This window comes from Methanosarcina sp. 2.H.A.1B.4 (genome assembly GCF_000979385.1).
Classification (GTDB): domain Archaea; phylum Halobacteriota; class Methanosarcinia; order Methanosarcinales; family Methanosarcinaceae; genus Methanosarcina.
Window position 1 is genome coordinate 1 of record NZ_JJOV01000074.1, and the last position, 18,884, is coordinate 18,884.

An 18,884-nucleotide genomic window follows, 5' to 3' on the forward strand; every position below is an offset into this window, starting at 1 on the left:
TCAAATGTCCATAACAAAATTATAAAATCATTTGTATATATTCAAACAGGAAACTCTTATTATCCGCGGTAATTGTCGGACAGCCTCTTTAGCTCAGGGATAGTTGATACTGTCCTCTCTTCAGGTACGGTTGTTAATCTGGCGTGCTTAACTCCCTTTAAACTAAGGATTTTTTCAGCCAGTTCCACTATTTTTTCTCCGTCCCCTTCAAGGATTATCACTTCAAAGCAGAAATTTTCTTCCATATGGAAATGGACTGAAGAGCTTATCAGATCCATGTATTCATGCTGAATTTCTGCCAGGGTACTTGTTACGCCTTTTTTTGAGCAATCGTATACAATAGAGATGCTTGCAGCCCTTTTGCCTTCTATCTGCTGCATCCATCCATAGTGCTGGTTGTATGTTCTTATGGCATCCCTTATGCCTTCAGAACGTGAGGAGTATCCTCTCTTCACAAGGGCTTTATCAAACTTATCCAGAAGCTCCCCGGGAAGGGAAATCCCTATTCTCATAAGTCTTTTTTCCATACACCTCTCCTGAAAATGAAATCCTTTCTGTCAGGCTTTTCTGGCCTCAGCCGTTTTACTGATGAAAAATCAAACCTGTTGACCAAACAGATAAAATCCACTATATTTCCTAATCCCCATTAAATATAATATTCAAGGATATATTTAAGATTTTATTGTATTCAGAGACATAAACAGTCACAGGATAGAGATAATTAGACTCTGGAGTTATGTTTGATTCAAAAGATGTTTATCTGACAAAATGACGGCATGAATGAACTGGTACAGACTAAAGTCTTCCTGCCGGAACTTCTGTCCCTGCCTGACAAAGCTGCAAAAAAGGATATTTTTGCCTCAGAGGACAGTTTCTAAGACGAAAATGAAAGTGACTTTTCTTCCGTATTACAGGCCGAATCTTTTCCCCAAATATCCCATAATGGCAGCAGGTGCTGGTTATGGGATAAATTACAATAAATTAAAATTTTTACAACGACCAGTGAGGTTTCAGGCAACCCTGTTGGTTCCCAAAAAGCTTATTAAAGCCAGAGTTCTATAGCGTGAAACGCGTTTACTCTAAAAGTTCAGGAATTTAACTAATAAAGGATAATTTCCTTACTTATCAAATTTAATTAATTTAATAGAAGAGTTGAGAATTATGGCAATTCAGAAAGGCGATTTCATAAAGTTAAACTACACAGGTAGATTTGAGGACGGCAGGATTTTCGACACAACAGACGAAGAGCTTGCAAAAAAAGAAGAGATCTATAATCCCCGCGGACTTTACGGCGGAGACGTCGTTATTGTTGGAGCAGGGCACACAATCGATGGCCTTGATGAAGACCTTGAAGGAAAGGAAGATGGTTACTCCGGCACAGTTTCAATCCCTCCGGAAAAGGCATTCGGCCCAAGCAACCCGAGTCTCGTAGAGACCGTTTCCATAACAAAGCTCCCGGACAGAAATGTTCACCCCGGCATGCCTGTTGAACTGGACGGCAGAAGAGGAGTTGTCAGCAGGGTTATCGGCCGCAGGGTCACTGTAGACTTTAACAGCCCCCTTGCAGGCAAGACTGTTAACTACGAGTACACCATTGAAAAGATCCTTGAGAATGACGTTGAAAAGATCCAGGGTATTCTTGCCCTCTATACCGGCATTCGTGACACCGAAGTCGAAATCGTTGATGGTGTCGCAAAGATCAATGTGCCCACAGGCCTGACCTTCAACCAGCGCTGGCTCATGGCAAAGAACAGGGTAGCATCCGAACTCTTCAAGTACGCCGGTCTCACAGAAGTCCAGCTCATTGAAAAGCTCACAGTTGAAGCTGAAGTCCCTGCACCTGCAGAGCCTGAAGTCGAGGCTGAAGCCGAAACCGAAGTTAAAGAAGAGACTTCCGAGTCCCAGGAATAATTATTTAACTGTAATTAACAGAAATGCGAAGAGTTATTTCTCTTCGCAAATTTTATATATAATAATCAGGTTCTCTGTATACGCGTCCCGGAATATCAGGACGTTTTGCCGGGATTTATCCGGAAAGCCAAAAAAAGTTACATTTAAAAGTATATTTTCAACATGCTGAGGTAGCCCAGCGGACTACGGCGCCGGTCTTGAAAACCGGTAGTGCTCACGCGCTACGGGAGTTCGAATCTCCCCCTCAGCGTAACTTCAATGCTTTTTTTAAAAAATCATTTTATTCCAATCAATGCCTATCTCCGATAGTTGCCGCGTCCCGTACTTCTAAAACAGTAAGATCAAACTTTTACATCGGGAGACTGAAAATTTATACATCGGAAAGCTTCAGTTATCACTTTTTCAGCTTACTGAAGTTGATATTGAACTTTGCCCCACTGTAATTTTAAGTTCGATAGAACCTTCTATCTGTTCAACAAAAATATTTATAAGCTGCAGGCCAGGGGAATCCGTGTTCCGAAAACCAAATTCCGGAATTAGAATCAGATCTGTGTATATGAACAGTTCTGTTTTTACCAGCCTACCGTATATGTTTTAAGAGAATTGGTTAAGAATAGAATAGGAATTGGGAGTTTAGGTTCTTTCCCAATATCCAAATATATTTATCATCTGAAAATCCGTTTTTCCGTTTTTCTGTTTTTCCAAGTTATTATATAACTTGTTAATTCATAATTATTTTTATAATATTTAAAATTTTCTGATAAAGTAGTGGCACAAATATATTTAAAGATATATTCTTCAGTTAACTGGATTCGGTTCCAAAATCTAGTGATTATTGCATTTCTTGATTGAAATTCTGAATTCGCAAGAAGAATCCGGCCTTTAATCAAAATCAGTATTCGAGATCAAAAACCGCGATCCAAAGATCTTATCACAAGAATTGTAACCCATTATAAATCCAGTGATTTTTAATTTTACATTCATCACTGGATTTTGGTACTGAGTCTTATTTCCTGTCCTTTTCTTATTCTCTACCTTAATCTACAATTTTTTATGGTTATTCCGACGTCTGATTAACTTGATTTGATCTGTTCTCACATATTATTCTCATTTATTAAAACCTGTAATAAATCTTGTATAAGGCAGGTTTTTTCCAGGGAATTTTCCGTGGGAGAAATTTCTTTTCAAGTTCAGTTCCATTGTCTGAATCTGGTATGAAATGAAAAATAACAGGGGAATAGCTATAAACACCAGAATAACATCGCGTAAAATTGGAGAAACTATGAAGTTTGTTCCCGAGTTCCACAGGGCAAAAAATGGTCTATGGAATAAATAAACACAGTACGAAGATGTAGCAATATACGTAAAGAATGAGCTTAAAGAACGTGAGAATTTTTCATTGACAAACTTCATCGCAAACGAATACTCCAATACACAGAACAAAATTACAAAAATATTTAGAAGTAGTGTGTCAATGAGGAACTGTAGTAAAGGCGGGTTAATACTCAATAAACCTGCCATACTGTCCAGGATAGATCTTACCATGGAAGAACCTATTGTGCCGCCACTCGCGGTATCAATGGTTACGGAAACTCTTGGGTCCAGAAATAGAGACTCCCTCAATCCCATAACGATTGTCAGTACGAAGATGACCGGCAGAACTGCCAGCAGGACCTGGGCAAGGGGTGTTTTCACGGGGATCTTTACAGCTTTTCCAAACTGGCTTTCCTTGCAGGCAAGGATCCCAAAAACGAATATAAGGAAAAACATGAAAAAGCGGTGGTCAATAATATTGAAAGTTTTTGAGATTAAAAAGAATCCGAGATATATAATGGTAGAGGAAAGTAAGAGGCGTTTTGTAGTCTTTGAGTACATAATGAGAAACGGATAAATGGCATAGAAAATAACAATTAAACCTACAAAATAAAGCGTTAGCATAGGAGATGCATAAGCCGGAGCAAGCAGGATTTGCAGCCCAAGTACATGTACAAATATATTAAAAAAACCAAATACATTTTCCGAATTGGGAAAAACAAAGCCTGAATTTAACCTCGGGGCAAATACGAAAAATACCAGTACAAATGTAGCCAGTGCAGCCCAGTAAAGGGGATAGATTCTAAGAAGCCTTTTTCTATAGAAATCAAATATATTTTGAAGCGAGTTTATCGAGTGATTATTGTAATATATCAGGTATCCACTCATAAATATAAAGAGACCCAAACCCATGTTTGCAAAGTAAGGATCAAAGGCATAGAGTGCTAATTTCCCATAAGTAGAATATAAAAAATTACTCAAGTGAGCTGGAATAATCATAATTATTGCTAATGCTCTTAAAAAGTCAAATGCAATTATTTTGTTTTTCATTATATCAGTCCCTACACATATCTTAAAATTGTCCCAGAAGTTTACCTCATGAATTAATTTTAGTTACCCAGAAGTTTATCTTATAAATCAAAGTTGCGCTGGCGCACCCCGGAGCAAGCTGGCGGGGTATTCGACTGAAGTTAATTTAAACTACCCAGAAGTTATCTCAGGAATTAATTTAAGCTAATTTCATTGGTCATCGGTCAAGGAATTTTCTTGCCTAAAGGCTATCGATTTTGTACCAGAAGTATGCCTCAAATTTTGTCCAATTAACCTCAAATCGATGCCGTTCTCCATCTTATAATCTGATGTTTTTTTTGAAAACTTTTGTAGAAATGGATGCGATTTATCATGATTCCTCACTTAACCGAAGACGCATGAAGCCCTATTTTATAAATAGAAGACAATAAAACGCGTAGAGAAAAAAATGATATGAGTCGACATCAAATATCCATTATTTAAAACTCTTATTGACATACAATAATCCCGAAAAAGAACTATATTCCGAATTTGGTAGGAATTATTATAAAATCAAAACGTTATTTATAAAGCATTCTTATTTTGCATGGGGGAAAATAATGAGAAGAGAATTGGTTATTTTGCTAGTCTTATGTAGCGTATTTCTGGCAGTAGGATGCGCAGAGAATGGTGCCGAAGAGCCTGCAACTCCGGTCGAAGAAGTGACTCCCGCTGAAACCGTAACTCCGGTTGAAACCGTAACTCCAGTTGAAGCTGTAACTCCCATTGAAGCTATTACTTCAATTGAAGCTATAACTCCCGTTGAAGCCATAACTCCAGCTTCAAATACAACGCCTGAAACCGGAGGGGAAGGCCAGACGGTTGATGTGTCAATCAAGGATTTTGCCTTTAACCCTGAAGAAGTCACAATATCAGCAGGAGATACCGTAAGATGGACGAACCTTGATTCAATTACCCATACAATAAAAGGTCCTGATTTTGAGTCTGATACACTCAGGGACGGAGACTCTTACTCATTCGTGTTTACCAAACCGGGAGTCTATGAGTACGAGTGTTCTATCCATCCATCTATGAAAGGAACTGTTACGGTTACGGAATAAAGGCTTTAGAAAAACTGTGCTAAATTCGGAATATCAAAATTTACTGAAATTTCATTTAAGTTTTTAAAACGAATTCTTTACTTTGTACTCACTTTTCGCAGGCGTCTGTTCAATTCTTACTATTTATTTCTGCTATTGGGTTATCTAAAAACTGTATAAGTTATTCATACCTGCGGTTTTGAAACTTCACACACTTTTTGACCCTGTACATTCATTCAAAGATTTCAATTTGAATTTCTTGAAGATTCGATCAAAATAATAATTGCAGATTCTGGTGTAATTTTCCACAAACGATAACAAGAAGAATGCTTCATTGGAGGACATTTGTGGAGTGTCAGATCAAAGATTTGACCTTTACTTTTCCCCCACCTTTCCCCTCACAAAATCATAAATCATGCCTGCAACATTGACTTCGCAGCATTTTTCTATGCCCTCGAAACCAGGGGAAGAATTTGCCTCGCAAACTTTGAAGTGGTCGCCGTTGAAGAGAAGGTCGATGCCGGCTATGTCGAGACCAAAGGTGCGGGCGGTTTCGGTTGCCAGCTGTTCTATCTCGGGGGTCATGTCGAATTTGCGAACTTCTCCACCTCTGGAGTAGTTGGACTTGAAACTGCCTGCGGGAGCGATTCTTTCCATACAGGCGACTGCCCGGCCTCCGATTACGAGAACGCGGAGATCCCTGCCGAGGCTGGATTTTATGAACTCCTGAAGGATTATGTTTGCATTGGGGTTGGTTACATGGATCAGTTCCATGATGTCCCGTAAATTGTCATGGTTTTCCGAGAGGAAGATTCCTTTGCCCATGGAGCCGGAGAGGGCTTTTACTATAAGGGGGAAACCCAGGTATTTTTCAACCAGGTTTATGTTGACCGGGTTTTTGGCAAACATTGTATTGGGAGAGGATATTCCTCTTTCGGCCAGGATCTGCTGGGAATAGAGCTTGTCCTTGACGGTATCAATGCTCTGCGAAGAGTTAAAAACGCAGACCCCGAGGCGTTCCAGGTGGCGGATAACCGCAAGTGCGAAATAGGTTGTGCCTGCACCCATTCTCGGCAGGAGAAAGTCCGGGAGGGGGACAACTTCCCCGTCCAGAAGAATGCTTTTTCTGTCATCCCTTGTTACAATAAGGTCGAACTGATCGGGTTTTACAACCCTGAGCTCTATTCCCTTCTCACCCGCAACCTCGATGAAGCGGTGAATTTCGTACAGGTCGGGCCTTAATTCGGCAGCCGTGCTCTTGTAAAGAATCCATCCTTTCATTCTTTCATCCGCTCCACCCTGTGGGGAAGTGTTTCTAAATTTAAAGGGAGATGTACATCTATTTGAAAAGCGTTTCCGGTATATAGAATTATGCTTAAAATTATGCTTAAAATCATGCTTTGAAGTATGTTTTTCGCTGCTGAGTCCTGCATTTTTGCCGGATTTTCTCTTTTTAAGATTATTAGATTTTTCGGTTTTTTCGGACATTCCGGAAACCAGGAAACGAATCTAAAAAAGTGAAAAGTTCCAAGATAAATTATAAAGTAGGAAGGGTGAATTCTTGATGACAATCCGTAAGGTTCAGGCCCTGTCGGAATTAACTGTGGCTTCTCGACCATGCATATGAGCCTGAGGATGTCGGATGAGGTCGTGAGATAGATATTTCTTCGGGTCTCTGAACTACTCAAGAGATTCTATCACACAGCTTATCACACAGCTTATCACGCGAACGCCCATTCTTGCAGCGAGCTCATTAAACCCAGGGGCTTATAGTTAAAAGAAGAAAGTGGAAAGTAAGAAGAAAGTGGAAAGTAAGATCAGGAGGGAAAAGATCTCTCCGGATTTACTGAATGTTCCCACCAATCTCAGAATATCTGGGGTCGATTTCCACAGCTCTTATATATGCGTCCTCAGCTTCGTCTTCACGTCCGAGGAAACTCAGGCAGACAGCTTTTCCAAACCAGGCGTCTGCAGCATCCGGGTAAAGGTTAAGTGCCTTTTCATAGGTTTCCAGAGCTTCTTCAAAGCGTTTGAGCTGAGTCAGCACAAAACCGAGGCTTGAGTAGGCTTCCAGATATTCAGGGTCAAGCTGTGTGGCTTTTCTGTACGCTTCGACAGCTTCTTCAAACCTCTGCACCTGGCTGAGGGTAAATCCTTTGTTATACCAGACATCGGAGTTTTCGGAATTTATTTCGATTGCTTTTTCAAAAGCATTAATTGCTTCATCATACCTTTCCAGGTTTTCCAGATCTATGCCCATATTATTCCAGGCATCGTCATTTTTAGGATCAATTTCCACGGCTTTTTCGTAGGCTTTCAGAGCCTGCTTGTAACTGCCAAGGCTGTCAAGGTCCACTCCTTTGTAATACCAGGCTTCAAGAAAACCAGGGTCTATCTCGAGTGCTTTATCGTATGCAATAATTGCTTCATCGTAGTTTCCCAGCTGTCCGAGAGCTATACCTTTTCCTGTCCAGGCCTCTTTATAATCCGAATTTTCCTCAAGGACTTTCTCATAGGCTTCAACAGCCTCTTCGTATTTTTCTGCCTGGCTGAGGTTCAGGGCTTTTCCATACCATGCATTAGGATAGTCCGGCCTGAGCTCAAGGGCTTTCTCATAGGCTTCGACTGCTTTCTCGTATTCTCCCACCTGAGAATAGGAAAAAGCCATGTTGTTCCAGAGGTCCGCATCTTCAGATTCAATCTCAACAGCTTTTTGATAGAGTTTGAGAGCTTCCTCAAACTGCCCAAGGTTTTCAAGAGCTGCAGCCTTATTATTCAAAAGATAGATATTTTTCGGGTCTCTGTCAATCGCCTTATCAAAGGCAACAATTGCCTCATTCAACTTGCCAAGCCTGAGAAGATCAAGGCCGCATTCATTAAGTTCGGCTGCAAGAATTTCGTTGCTGACTTCTTCCCTTGCCACACTCTCCGAGTCATCCAGTACATACATATCATCGGAAACTGACCCCTCTCCGGTTTCAGTTTTATCTCCATTTCCTTCTTTTGTGAAGGGTTCGTCCTTGTGTTCTCCAGAGTTCATGTCCAAATTTCCTTTACTGTCTTTTACAATTAAGACCCACAATTTTTCAAGTACTCGCGTTCGTTATCTACTTAAGTTTATTGTTCGTTATGACCTATACATCTGTCATTTATGGCTTTTATAGCCTCCCCCAAAAAGTAGTCTGAAAAGTCCGGAAAAGGGGAATAGAAAAAGAAGAAGGTCCGAAAAATTCAAAAAACATAAAATAGATCCGAAAAAATGAACCAGATCAGGGAAACCATGGAAAGTGTCCGGAAGAATGTACAGCAAAATCGCCCGAAAACTCTGAAAGCTGTTCTCTTTGATATGGACAATACTCTTTTTGATTTCGTAGCCGTAAAACTCATAGCATGCAGGGAGATCCTTTCCTATCTTGGAGAGGGGGATAAGAACCTTAAGAAGGATCCCGCAGAACTTTTCAGGTACTTTCTCAGGGGAACTTACGGGTTTGAAGACTATGAAAACATAAAGGACTACATGCAGGAGAGAAAGCTTTTCACAGCGCAGGCATACAGACAGTGCTGTGAGATCTATGACAGGGAAAAACTGCAAAACCTCGAACTCTATCCGGGGGTCAGGGATACCCTGGAGGAACTGAAGAAACTTGGGCTCAGACTTGCAATAATAACAGACGCTGACAGGTACCATGCCCATGCAAGGCTTACAAGAGTCGGGCTTCTTGATTCCTTTGAGTTCCTTGTGTCTGCAGATATGACAGGTACGAAAAAGCCGGACCCTGCCCATTTTCTCTTTGCTCTTGATGCTCTCGGGCTAAAGCCGGAAGAAAGCCTGGTGGTGGGAGATAGCATCAAAAGAGATATGGCTCCTGCACGCAGGCTAGGCTTAAAAACAGCATATGCATCCTATGGGGACTGGAGACCCACAGAGGAAACAGAACAATGCTTTGACTTCCAGCTCAACACATTTCAGGATCTTATGGGATATATCGGCACCCTGAACAGCCCTCATGTTCAGACAGATCCGCAAAACAAAAATCAAATTGATCCGTAAATAAAAGTCCGGCTGGATAAACTATAATAAAAAAGACAGTTTAAAGATAAGGGAAAAAGATAATTTTAGCCAATGTGCCTGTCAGTTCCTGAACAAGTTTTTCTGGCTAACGGCTTTTTCTGGTTAACGGCTTTTTCTGGCTCCGTATCTGCATTTTCTCTGGAAAGATGCTCTATATTAAGGTTGCTTAAATAAGGTCTGAGTATATAGGGTTTATATCAACTGCCCTTTCATAGGCTTCCATTGCTTTCTGGTGTTTCTTAACTCTGTCGTATACTATTCCTTTGCCAATCCAGGCTTTTGTAAAGCTCGGGTTGATGTCTATAGCCTTTTCAAAAGCTTCAAGCGCTTCTTTGTATTTCTCAAGGTCTCTCAGGGCAATTCCTTTGTTGTACCAGAACCTTGCATTCTCGGGATTTGCTTTGATCTTGTTGTCAAAAATCTCCACAGCTTTCTCAATATATAATTTTGCTTCATCATTCTTCTCAAGCCAGCGCAGAGCGACCCCTTTGTTGTAAAGGGCTTTTCCGTTAGTCGGGTTTAACTCAAGTGCCCTGTTAAAAGCATCAAGAGCCTCCTGATAACTTTTTATTTTACAGAGCCCCATTCCTTTCTTGCACCATTCGCTTGCGCTCATGGAGCCCATGTCGTAGTTCTTTGAATAGAGCCGAATAGCTTTCTCAAGGTCGTCCATTGCATCTTCGTATGCTCTCATCTCCCTGAGAGCCATTCCCCGCCTGTACCAGACTTCCGGGTCTTCAGGAGCCAGGGATACCGCCCGGTAGAATGCATCCAGGGCTTCCTCGTATTGCATGAGACTCAGGAGAAGTTCAGCTTTGAAGCACCAGGTTTTAGCATCAGCAGGGTTGATCTCCAGGGACCTGTCAAAAGCATCAAGAGCATCCTCGTACCTCATGAGGCTTTTGAGAACAATCCCTTTGCTAAACAGGATTTTTGCATTATCAGGGCTTATTTCCAGAGCCTTATCGTATGCATCCAGAGCTTCTGTAAACCTTTTTAGTTCATGGAGTGCAACGCCTTTATTATACCATTCATTCAAAGTCATAATTTTACCACACCTATTTGCCACACCTTTTTTGGGTTACGTTTTTCCACAGCTTTACCACATCTACCTTGAACAACAATATACTTTCAGAGCATTAAATCGGTTTTGTACTTTAGTTCCTTATCAGAAATAAGGATGGAAAAACAGTTACGCATGATAATTTACGTTTTATTCTTTTTTAAACATTTTGAAATATTCATAAACATAATTAGTTTAAAAATAGAGTTTTCAAAACATACTCATTAATAAAGTCGATATTTAGCAAATCTGTGACATATTAGTAACTAAATTAATAAATTTGATATTCGTCGACTAAAATATGATTTTGAAGGGCTCAATATACACCGCCTTTCTTATAAATATCATTTCAGTTCCGCTTTCGCCAAAAAATTCTTCAGGTTGTCCCTGAAAAGTAAATAGGTAAAGACCGGGGAAATATCTTCTGGATAAAAAGAAGCCGATTTCTACGCGCGACCTGTATGGAAATCATTACTTGTTACCCTAATATCGAAGTTGCGGCAGAGTTCTCAAAGAACTTCAACGAAGCTATGTAATTTTGACGGAAAATCTAATTTTAATGATAAATTTGATTCTAACGGGAAAATGTAATTTTAAAAGAATCTGTAATTTTAACGAAGAGACCCATTTTAAGAAGTGATCTAATAGGATTTGTAAAAAGTAATCTTTATTAAAATAATTAAAAACTAACATAAGTATATCTGAGGAACTTACACACTAAATTTATAGATATGTATTTCACACAATTATTTAGTAAAAGTAATAAACATAGTTGATAAGCATATTAACAGGATACAAGTAAAGAGGGCATCTTAAGGAATGTGTAAATAAAAATCTTAAGATGCCTCGAAGAAATCTGCCGAATTTCAAACCCCGGAACAATCTGTTAGAGTATGCAGAACCTGAAAAGGAGAAAGAAAAGTAAATTTCACCTTTCAATAAATCTGACTTCCTTATGACAGTATTACTGCTTATAAGAAAGGAATTTCCTCCCGGATTCAAATCCGGTTACGTCTCAGGATCATTCCTACTCTTGCTTTCAATTCCAGAGGATTAAAAGGCTCAGCAACGTAATCGTCAGCTCCTGATTTAAAGGCTTTAACACTGTCTTCCGCTTTATCCCTTTCACTCAGCATCATAACAGGAACCCAGCAGCACCTTGGGCTGGCTTTAAGCTGTCTGCAGATTTCAAAGCCATCTGTATTCAGAAAAGCCGTATCAAGCAGTACCAGGTCTGGTCTTTCCGCATTCACTGTTTCAAGGGCTGGAAAGCTGTCCGATGCATTGACAACGTTATAGTTTTCAGCTTCGAGAACCTTCTTAAGGGTCTGGTGGACATTATGCCTATTACCCATAATCAGGATTTTTTCCCTGATATCACGAAGGTTTGCAATCCGAACTTTTACTAACTCTTCCGAAACAGAAAGAGTTCGGGCAATATCTCTTTCGCTTATTTCAGGTTGTCCCTCTATAAGCTTTAAAATTTCACGGTCAAGATTAATGTTATGCATTTCCCTCCACCTCATACAGTATAGATTTTCTTAGGTATTAAACATTTCTCAAATATTAAAACTAAGAGATCCACTAAAAATATACACAGTGAAAAGAGAGGGAGCAGAGTTATCCAAATATTTCGGAGATTTAATATGAATAGTCTGACTACCCAATACGGAGATAAGTTTATAACCATAAATAGCAAGTTAATATTGGAAATAAGAATCACTTACGGAGAACAGCCACCTCTGAGATGATAACAATGGATCCACTTGAAAAAATCTTTGGAAAAACCGCACAGATGACCGTCCTTAAAAATCTGATCGGGCACCAGAACGAATCGACCTACCTATCAGGAATAGCAGAAGAGACCGGTCTGTCTCACTCCAGTGTCTCAAGAGTCATTACCCCGCTAATAGAGTCGGGTATTGTCATAGAAAAACCTCTTGGAAAGCAGATCCGAACCTTTCAGTTGAATATGGAAAGCGACGCGACAAGATTGATCATAGATTTTTACAATAAAATTAACCAGATGCTGGAATAAGCCATAAAGCGAATTCCCGAATGCGTAAGTTAGGGACAGGGCAATCTTACTGTTCCTTTTTTAATTTTGCATGAATAGTGTTGACTTTACGATCCTGGCAAGAACCATACTTATAAGAACCATGTTTCCAGGCCGAGTTCCGGCATGAGCCATTCCAGGACATATTTTATTTAAGGCTTTCGATATATTCGTTTGCGGCCGTGGCTGCGATTGCTCCATCCCTCACCGCTGCTACGAGCTGCCAGATAGGAGTGTCACGGCAGTCTCCTGCAGCATAAATTCCCTTCTCTGAGGTTTCCATCCAGCGGCCGGTCTTGATAAAGCCTTCATTATTTTTTTCCACACTAACGAATTCGGTATTCGGGTGGATGCCCACATAGATAAAAACACCATTAGTAGAAAGCTCCCGTGATTCTTTGCTGTTGAGATCTTGCAGGATAACTTTTTCTACCTTTTTAATCCCTTCACCGCTCCCGACTATTTCCAGGACAAGAGTATTGAGGATGAGCTCAATGTTTGGAGTTGCAGACGCCCGGTCCTGAAGGACTTTTGCAGCCCTCAAACGGTCCCGCCTGTGGACAAGATATACCTTCTGGGCAACCTTTGAAAGAAGAAGAGCATCTGTAACTGCAGAGTTGCCGCCTCCCACAACAACTACAGTTTTGTTTTTGAAAAAAGGCCCATCGCAGATTGCGCAGTAGGAGACTCCTTTGCTGATAAGTTCCTTCTCGCCGGGCACGTTCAGATGCTTTGGATTTGCGCCTGTGGCAATGATTAAAGCTTTTGCTTCCAGGTCCCCGCTATCCGTTGAGACTATTTTTTTTGCCCCTTCGGTCCGGGCCGAGATAACTTCAGTAATCCTGGTCTTAACCCCGGCTTCCTGAGCATGTGTTCGATATTTTTCCATCAGTTCAAGTCCGGAAATTGACGGAAAGCCGGGATAGTTTTCTACAATATCTGCCATAGAGATCTGGCCGCTGATCTCGCTCTTTTCCAGAATAAGAGTCTCAAGCCCGAAACGCACAGCGTAAATTCCCGCTGCAAGCCCTGCAGGCCCCCCTCCTATAATTATCAGGTCGTACATACTTTCCTCCCATAAACAGAAAATGAGTTCAAAAAATAAAGTTTTAACGCGCCTTCACGTAATGCGGGCTATAGCATCTACTTTTTTAGGAAGACCCGTAAAAGCAGGTTCCCCATCAATAAGAGTTGTAGGGACACCGGCTATGCCGTACTTATCAATAAGAGCCTGACCCTCCGGAGTCTCTACATCAATTTCCTCGTACTCGAAATCGTATTCCGATTGAAGGTCTTTCCAGAACCTGCGTGTTGCCGGACATGCCGTACACCAGCTGGCATGAATAAGCGTAACCTTTACCATAAAAATACATCTCCAAAAACTGCTATTGTAACCCTTATTTCTGTTATTAATTTATAAATATAAATACGTTGAGAGTATCCGAAAATCCAAAAATAGATTCACAGATTCCCTGGATAAGCCTGCGGCGCCAAAAGCTTTAAACCAATAAGCTCCTAAAGCGGGGTATGCTCACATTTATAGGGCTTGGCCTTTTTGACGAATACGATATTTCCTTAAAAGGGCTTGAGGCTGTCCGGGAAGCTGACCTTGTATACGCTGAGTTTTACACTTCCTGCCTAATGGGAACAAACCCTGAAAAAATGGAACAGCTCTACGGAAAGAAAGTCCATTTACTCTCAAGGGAAGACGTGGAACAACAACCTGATTGGCTGGATGAAGCAAAAGACAAAAATGTCGCCTTCCTCACAGGCGGGGATACAATGGTCTCCACAACTCACGTTGACCTGCGCCTCAGAGCCGAAAAGCTAGGGATAGAAACCCGCCTGGTTCATGGAGCATCAATCGCCTCAGCCGTCTCAGGGCTTACCGGGCTTCAGAACTACCGCTTCGGAAAATCCGCAAGTATCCCATACCCCTACGAAAGCCGGCGAGGAGCCAGGGTAATTTCGGAAACTCCTTATGATACCATAAAACAAAACTCCGAACTTGGCCTCCATACCCTTGTCTTTCTGGACATCGATAAAGATAAAGGATATATGACCGTTAACCTTGCTCTTGAACTCCTGCTTGAGGTTGAAGCAAAAAGAGGGGAAAGTGTAATGGACATGGCTGTTGCCGTGGGAATCGCAAGGGCAGGCTCGGAGAAGCCCGTGGTAAAAGCTGACTACGCAGAAAACCTGAAGGATTTTGATTTTGGAAAGCCTCTTCATATCCTGGTAGTCCCCGGAAAACTGCATTTCCTTGAAGCTGAAGCCCTTGTGAAACTTGCAGACGGTCCTGAGGAAATTATGGAAGAGACGGAATAAGATCAAATAAAAAACTGATCGAATAAAAAATGCAAAAAGGACTTCCTGGTGGTCAAGATGCCTGCCGATTTGAATGAAAAGGTCAACAGATATGAGGATATGTTAAAAAGAGCACTGCAGAAAGCAAAGTATGCTCCAATCCCTGACTCCCATATGCATGCAGTGGCAGTGGATTACTACACAATGGCAGAAGCCTACTATAAAGATGGAATCTACTTTCTTGAGAACGGGGACCCTGTAAACGCCCTGGCTTCCTTCAGCTATGGGCACGCCTGGCTTGATGCCGGAGCAAAACTCGGGGTCTTTGCTGTGGACGACGAGACTCTTTTTACAATATAAAAGACCTGAAAGAACAGGACTGGAATAAAAAATAGGAATACAGTATAGGAATATAGTAACCCTTACATATATACAGGAATAGAAGGTAAGGAATCCTGAAAAAGAAAAACTGAAGGTTAAAAAGTTAATAACTAAAAAACAAACGCTAATAACTGAAAGCTGAAAAATAAAAGCTGAGAAATTAAAGAATAATAAAATATAATAAGTTGAAACTTATAGCTGAAAGTTGAGAATTTAAAAGCTTAAACTGAAAAACCATATCATAAGTAAAGTTTATAAATACAAACGCTTATTCGAAGCCAAAACAATTAATATCCTTTACTCGATTCTTTAGATTTTGTAATACTTTTCCCCACTCCGGGAATATTCTTAAAAACTTATACTAAATAACTACGGTGGATAATTATGAAGAACTTTCATGTGGTACTTGAAGCAGCTTGGTTGGTTAGAGATGTAAAAACGGCTGATGATGCAATAGGGGTTGCGATTTCTGAAGCTGGAAAACGCCTGAACCCCAAACTGGATTTTGTAGAGGTTGATGTGGGAACTACGTCATGCCCGGCATGCGATGAGCCTTTTAGCAGTGTTTTCATAGCGGCAAATACCGCTCTTGTAGGACTGGTTTTTGAAATGAAGGTTTTTGATGCCGAATCTGCGGAACATGCGGAAAGGATCGCAAAATCCGTCATCGGAAAGTCCCTCCGCGATATTCCTTTAACAGTTGTAGAAGTAACGGAATTCGAACGGTCAAACGATAAAAGCGAACCGCAGCAGAAAGGTAAGGCAAATAAATAAACAGATTTCCTTCCCTTAACCTGTTGAAAATGCCGGGGCAGAGGAAGGCGTACCTTTACGGTTTTTTCGTACCGGTACGGCTTCTTATAAGACAGCTTTTCTATAGCCAGGGTTTAAATATCTCGGGCTAAAAAAAGAAGCATCTGTCACGGCATAAATTAATAAATCAGTAATTTTATCTTTTCCTGAGTTTTTACTTTACTTTACTTTACTTTACTTTACTTTACTTAACTTTCAAGAATATATTTTATTCCACAAACTCCCGGGCCCCTCCCATACCCATAAAAAAGAGGATACTGCATGGACAGAGTAATTTCCGTAGTGGGGCATATCGCCCTTGATTACATTGTAGATGTTGAAAAAATAGCAGGACTAAACGAGTCTTCCCCTGTAAATGACTATGAAGAATATCCTGGTGGTGGAGCTGCAAATATTGCAGTTGCCATTGCAAAGCTGGGAGGAAAAAGCCAGCTGATATCTCCTGTAGGTATGGATTTCTCAAGCTCGGGATATGAGAAGCTTCTTAAGGAAGCATGTGTTGACCTCTCCCGCCTTTACAGTATTGAAGACCTGAAGCTTTCCAAGGCTTTCATTTTCACGGATCGGGAAGACAACCAGACCACCTATTTTTACTGGGGAGCGTCCTCAAAATTCAAAGAGCTTGAGCCTGAACCTGCAGATTTTGTCCACCTGGCAACAGCAGACTGCGTCTACAATGCAAAGATAGCGCAGATTGCCGGCTTTGTCTCCTTTGACCCGGGACAGGACCTGGTGACTTACTCAAAAGAAAAACTCGAGACAATCCTTGCCCACACTGATATTCTCTTTGCAAACAAGCACGAAATCAGGCGAGTTTCAGAGATGACCGGAAAAGCATTCTCCGAGCTCAGGGCTATGATTGATGTTATTGTTGTTACATACGATTCAGAAGGCAGCAAAATTTACACAGGCAACGATGAATGGGCAATTCCTGTAGTTTCCGTAAAGGCTGTAGACCCTACCGGAGCAGGAGACGCTTACAGGGCCGGTTTCCTGCTGGCGTACACCAGGGGGTATTCCCTTCCCACATGCGGAAAAATAGGGTCAACTGTGGCTTCCTTTACCGTGCAGACCCGGGGCTGCCAGACCGGCCTTCCAACCTGGGAAGAGATGAGATCTCGCTACGAAGCCAGCTTCGGAAAACTGGAAGCAGAGAGCTGAGATCGCAAGAAATCCGTGGAACGCGGGCCGAAATGGAAAATACATATAAAATGTTATATAAAAACTCCCGAACTATAATCCGCGAATTATAACCTGGAAGTACGAAAAAACGGAATTACAGAAGAGGATGCAGATGAAAATAGCAGCACTGATTTCTGGCGGCAAGGACTCGGTCTTTGCCATCCACAAAGCCCTTGAAGAGGGACACGAGGTAACCCACCTCATCAGTATTATTCCCGCAAGGGATGACTCCTACATGTACCACTCAATCAACCTCCATATGGTAGAACTGATCTCTGCCGCCAGTGAAATCCCGTTGATTCAGCAGCAGTCCAGCGGAATTAAGGAACTTGAGCTTGATGACCTTACTCTTGCTCTGAAGAAGGTGAACGTGGACGGTGTGTCTGTAGGCGCTATTGAGTCGCAGTACCAGGCAAGCAGGGTACAGAAGATCTGCGATTCCCTCGGGCTTAAAGTATATGCCCCTCTCTGGCACAGGGACCCTGAAGAACTCCTGTATGAGATGGCAAAAGTTCTCGATATCAGGATCGTCAGAGTTGCAGCCAATGGAATGGACCAGTCCTGGCTTGGCCGCCCTATTAATGTGAACTCAATAGAAAACCTCAAAGCCCTGAACCGCAGGTACATGGTCCATATGGCAGGGGAAGGCGGAGAATACGAAACCGTAGTCCTTGATGCTCCTTTCTTCAAAAAGCGCATAGAAATTGTAAAAAGTGAAGTTGAATGGGAAGGCGATGCAGGCTCCTTAAAGATCCTGGATGCAAGACTGGTCGATAAGAACTGATTTTTCATAACTGGCAGAAGCCCGAAAAAATATAGGTACTGCAAGAATATCCTGAAACCTCGCAGTATATGCTCATTTTTATATATTATGCGAGATATTTATTAAGTAAGGCATCTGAGAAAAAAATCTTTTCTCGCTGTAAACCTCAACCAGCTCTTTTATCCCCCATATCCCCACACTTCCAATACTCAGATGCCCTATCCCCCAATACAATTTACTGATAATTCTATACACTTTTTCCATTCTGATTTATCTCTTCATATCCTGTCTTCTCTTTGGAATGAAAGGACTGTGATTTGAAAAGTACTTTCATTTATTTGTGCCTGTTATTTGAAGAATTTCATGTTTGTTTTTACTCAAAAAGATCACCTCCGTAAAGGTGGAAGACCCAAACATGATTACATATGGGAATATATGAAAAAATATGAAAACTGGTTTAGGGAATTTAACTCCCGCAGTGAACAAATTAAAACCAGTATTCTCAAAATAATTAAGGGGTTTCGATTAAATCCAGAATTCTCAGAGCAAGGTGTGCACCGTTTGCTCCGTTGTCAATCCCTACACTTCCCACAGGTACTCCAGGAGGCATCTGGGCTATGGAGAGAAGAGCATCAAGCCCGCCAAGTTTTGCGCTTACAGGTACACCTATTACAGGTTTTTTTGTCCTGGAAGCCACAACTCCGGGAAGGGCTGCTGATAGGCCTGCTATTGTGATAAAGACTTTTGCGTCTGTACCTGAAACATAACTCTCAAGCTCATCAGGGTTTCGGTGGGCAGAGATAACCATTACTTCGTAAGTGTATTTGCTCTTTTCAAGAACAGAAACCGCGCGGTTGGCGATTGATCTGTCGGACTCAGAGCCCATAATCAGTGAGATGTCGACCATTTTTTAC

The 18,884-nt window shown here is 41.4% G+C and carries 19 protein-coding genes and 1 tRNA gene; 10 read left to right on the top strand and 10 right to left on the bottom strand.

Annotation, left to right across the window (positions count from 1 at the left end):
* Nucleotides 1–59: 59 nt before the first annotated feature.
* Nucleotides 60–527, bottom strand: coding sequence for a nickel-responsive transcriptional regulator NikR (gene nikR, locus EO92_RS11285; protein WP_048171687.1), 468 nt, complete (start codon nucleotides 525–527; stop codon nucleotides 60–62).
* 634 nt (nucleotides 528–1,161) lie between these two features.
* Here nikR and EO92_RS11290 point away from each other — a divergent pair.
* Nucleotides 1,162–1,911 (top strand): peptidylprolyl isomerase, encoded by a 750-nt coding sequence (locus EO92_RS11290; protein WP_048171689.1) that lies wholly within the window; start codon nucleotides 1,162–1,164, stop codon nucleotides 1,909–1,911.
* A gap of 164 nt (nucleotides 1,912–2,075) precedes the next feature.
* Nucleotides 2,076–2,161, top strand: a tRNA-Ser gene (locus EO92_RS11295).
* An 857-nt stretch (nucleotides 2,162–3,018) separates the two neighbouring features.
* Here EO92_RS11295 and EO92_RS11300 read toward each other — a convergent pair.
* Complete coding sequence (locus EO92_RS11300; RefSeq protein ID WP_048171691.1) at nucleotides 3,019–4,275, bottom strand: acyltransferase family protein; 1,257 nt, start codon at nucleotides 4,273–4,275, stop codon at nucleotides 3,019–3,021.
* Nucleotides 4,276–4,853: 578 nt separating this feature from the next.
* Here EO92_RS11300 and EO92_RS11305 point away from each other — a divergent pair.
* On the top strand, nucleotides 4,854–5,354 hold the full coding sequence (locus EO92_RS11305; protein WP_048171693.1) for a cupredoxin family copper-binding protein: 501 nt from the start codon (nucleotides 4,854–4,856) through the stop codon (nucleotides 5,352–5,354).
* Nucleotides 5,355–5,708: 354 nt separating this feature from the next.
* Here the strand turns inward: EO92_RS11305 and EO92_RS11310 are convergent, their stop codons facing one another.
* The 3 genes from EO92_RS11310 to EO92_RS11315 form a co-directional block, all read right to left on the bottom strand.
* Complete coding sequence (locus tag EO92_RS11310; RefSeq protein ID WP_048171755.1) at nucleotides 5,709–6,614, bottom strand: RimK family alpha-L-glutamate ligase; 906 nt, start codon at nucleotides 6,612–6,614, stop codon at nucleotides 5,709–5,711.
* Nucleotides 6,611–6,952 (bottom strand): hypothetical protein, encoded by a 342-nt coding sequence (locus EO92_RS17835; protein ID WP_156165806.1) that lies wholly within the window; start codon nucleotides 6,950–6,952, stop codon nucleotides 6,611–6,613. The genes EO92_RS11310 and EO92_RS17835 overlap by 4 nt, the downstream gene beginning before the upstream one ends.
* Before the next feature lie 224 nt (nucleotides 6,953–7,176).
* Nucleotides 7,177–8,373 (bottom strand): tetratricopeptide repeat protein, encoded by a 1,197-nt coding sequence (locus EO92_RS11315; RefSeq protein WP_048162079.1) that lies wholly within the window; start codon nucleotides 8,371–8,373, stop codon nucleotides 7,177–7,179.
* Nucleotides 8,374–8,592: 219 nt separating this feature from the next.
* On the opposite strand from EO92_RS11315, the gene EO92_RS11320 reads away from it, so the two are divergent.
* Nucleotides 8,593–9,384, top strand: coding sequence for an HAD family hydrolase (locus tag EO92_RS11320; RefSeq protein WP_048171695.1), 792 nt, complete (start codon nucleotides 8,593–8,595; stop codon nucleotides 9,382–9,384).
* Between the two features lie 187 nt (nucleotides 9,385–9,571).
* Here EO92_RS11320 and EO92_RS11325 read toward each other — a convergent pair whose 3' ends face one another.
* Together EO92_RS11325 and EO92_RS11330 are read right to left on the bottom strand one after the other, a co-directional pair.
* Nucleotides 9,572–10,450: a tetratricopeptide repeat protein gene (locus EO92_RS11325; protein ID WP_048133761.1), complete on the bottom strand. Its 879-nt coding sequence runs from the start codon at nucleotides 10,448–10,450 to the stop codon at nucleotides 9,572–9,574.
* Between the two features lie 1,016 nt (nucleotides 10,451–11,466).
* Nucleotides 11,467–11,979, bottom strand: coding sequence for a response regulator (locus tag EO92_RS11330; protein WP_048171757.1), 513 nt, complete (start codon nucleotides 11,977–11,979; stop codon nucleotides 11,467–11,469).
* Between the two features lie 245 nt (nucleotides 11,980–12,224).
* On the opposite strand from EO92_RS11330, the gene EO92_RS11335 reads away from it, so the two are divergent.
* Complete coding sequence (locus EO92_RS11335; RefSeq protein ID WP_048066210.1) at nucleotides 12,225–12,506, top strand: helix-turn-helix domain-containing protein; 282 nt, start codon at nucleotides 12,225–12,227, stop codon at nucleotides 12,504–12,506.
* A gap of 166 nt (nucleotides 12,507–12,672) precedes the next feature.
* On the opposite strand, the gene trxB is transcribed toward EO92_RS11335, so the two are convergent.
* Together trxB and EO92_RS11345 are read right to left on the bottom strand one after the other, a co-directional pair.
* Complete coding sequence (gene trxB / locus EO92_RS11340) at nucleotides 12,673–13,590, bottom strand: thioredoxin-disulfide reductase (protein ID WP_048171697.1); 918 nt, start codon at nucleotides 13,588–13,590, stop codon at nucleotides 12,673–12,675.
* A 54-nt stretch (nucleotides 13,591–13,644) separates the two neighbouring features.
* The gene (locus tag EO92_RS11345; RefSeq protein ID WP_048171699.1) at nucleotides 13,645–13,887 is read right to left on the bottom strand and encodes a thioredoxin family protein; all 243 of its coding nucleotides are present in this window, start codon (nucleotides 13,885–13,887) and stop codon (nucleotides 13,645–13,647) included.
* Between the two features lie 164 nt (nucleotides 13,888–14,051).
* Between EO92_RS11345 and dph5 the strand changes: the two genes are divergently transcribed.
* The 5 genes from dph5 (at nucleotide 14,052) to EO92_RS11370 (ending at nucleotide 17,991) form a co-directional block, all read left to right on the top strand.
* Nucleotides 14,052–14,852 carry a diphthine synthase gene (gene dph5 / locus EO92_RS11350; protein WP_048171700.1) on the top strand — a complete coding sequence of 267 codons (801 nt, stop codon included), beginning with the start codon at nucleotides 14,052–14,054 and terminating at the stop codon, nucleotides 14,850–14,852.
* Between the two features lie 57 nt (nucleotides 14,853–14,909).
* Nucleotides 14,910–15,191: a DUF357 domain-containing protein gene (locus EO92_RS11355; protein WP_048133755.1), complete on the top strand. Its 282-nt coding sequence runs from the start codon at nucleotides 14,910–14,912 to the stop codon at nucleotides 15,189–15,191.
* Nucleotides 15,192–15,596: 405 nt separating this feature from the next.
* Nucleotides 15,597–15,986 carry a DUF555 domain-containing protein gene (locus tag EO92_RS11360; RefSeq protein WP_048133753.1) on the top strand — a complete coding sequence of 130 codons (390 nt, stop codon included), beginning with the start codon at nucleotides 15,597–15,599 and terminating at the stop codon, nucleotides 15,984–15,986.
* Nucleotides 15,987–16,286: 300 nt separating this feature from the next.
* Complete coding sequence (locus tag EO92_RS11365) at nucleotides 16,287–17,186, top strand: carbohydrate kinase family protein (protein WP_048171702.1); 900 nt, start codon at nucleotides 16,287–16,289, stop codon at nucleotides 17,184–17,186.
* A gap of 133 nt (nucleotides 17,187–17,319) precedes the next feature.
* A complete protein-coding gene (locus EO92_RS11370) occupies nucleotides 17,320–17,991 on the top strand; it encodes a diphthine--ammonia ligase (protein ID WP_048133750.1) in 672 nt (223 codons plus the stop codon).
* Nucleotides 17,992–18,481: 490 nt separating this feature from the next.
* Here the strand turns inward: EO92_RS11370 and EO92_RS11375 are convergent, their stop codons facing one another.
* On the bottom strand, nucleotides 18,482–18,877 hold the full coding sequence (locus EO92_RS11375; RefSeq protein ID WP_048162089.1) for an AIR carboxylase family protein: 396 nt from the start codon (nucleotides 18,875–18,877) through the stop codon (nucleotides 18,482–18,484).
* Between the last annotated feature and the right edge of the window lie 7 nt (nucleotides 18,878–18,884).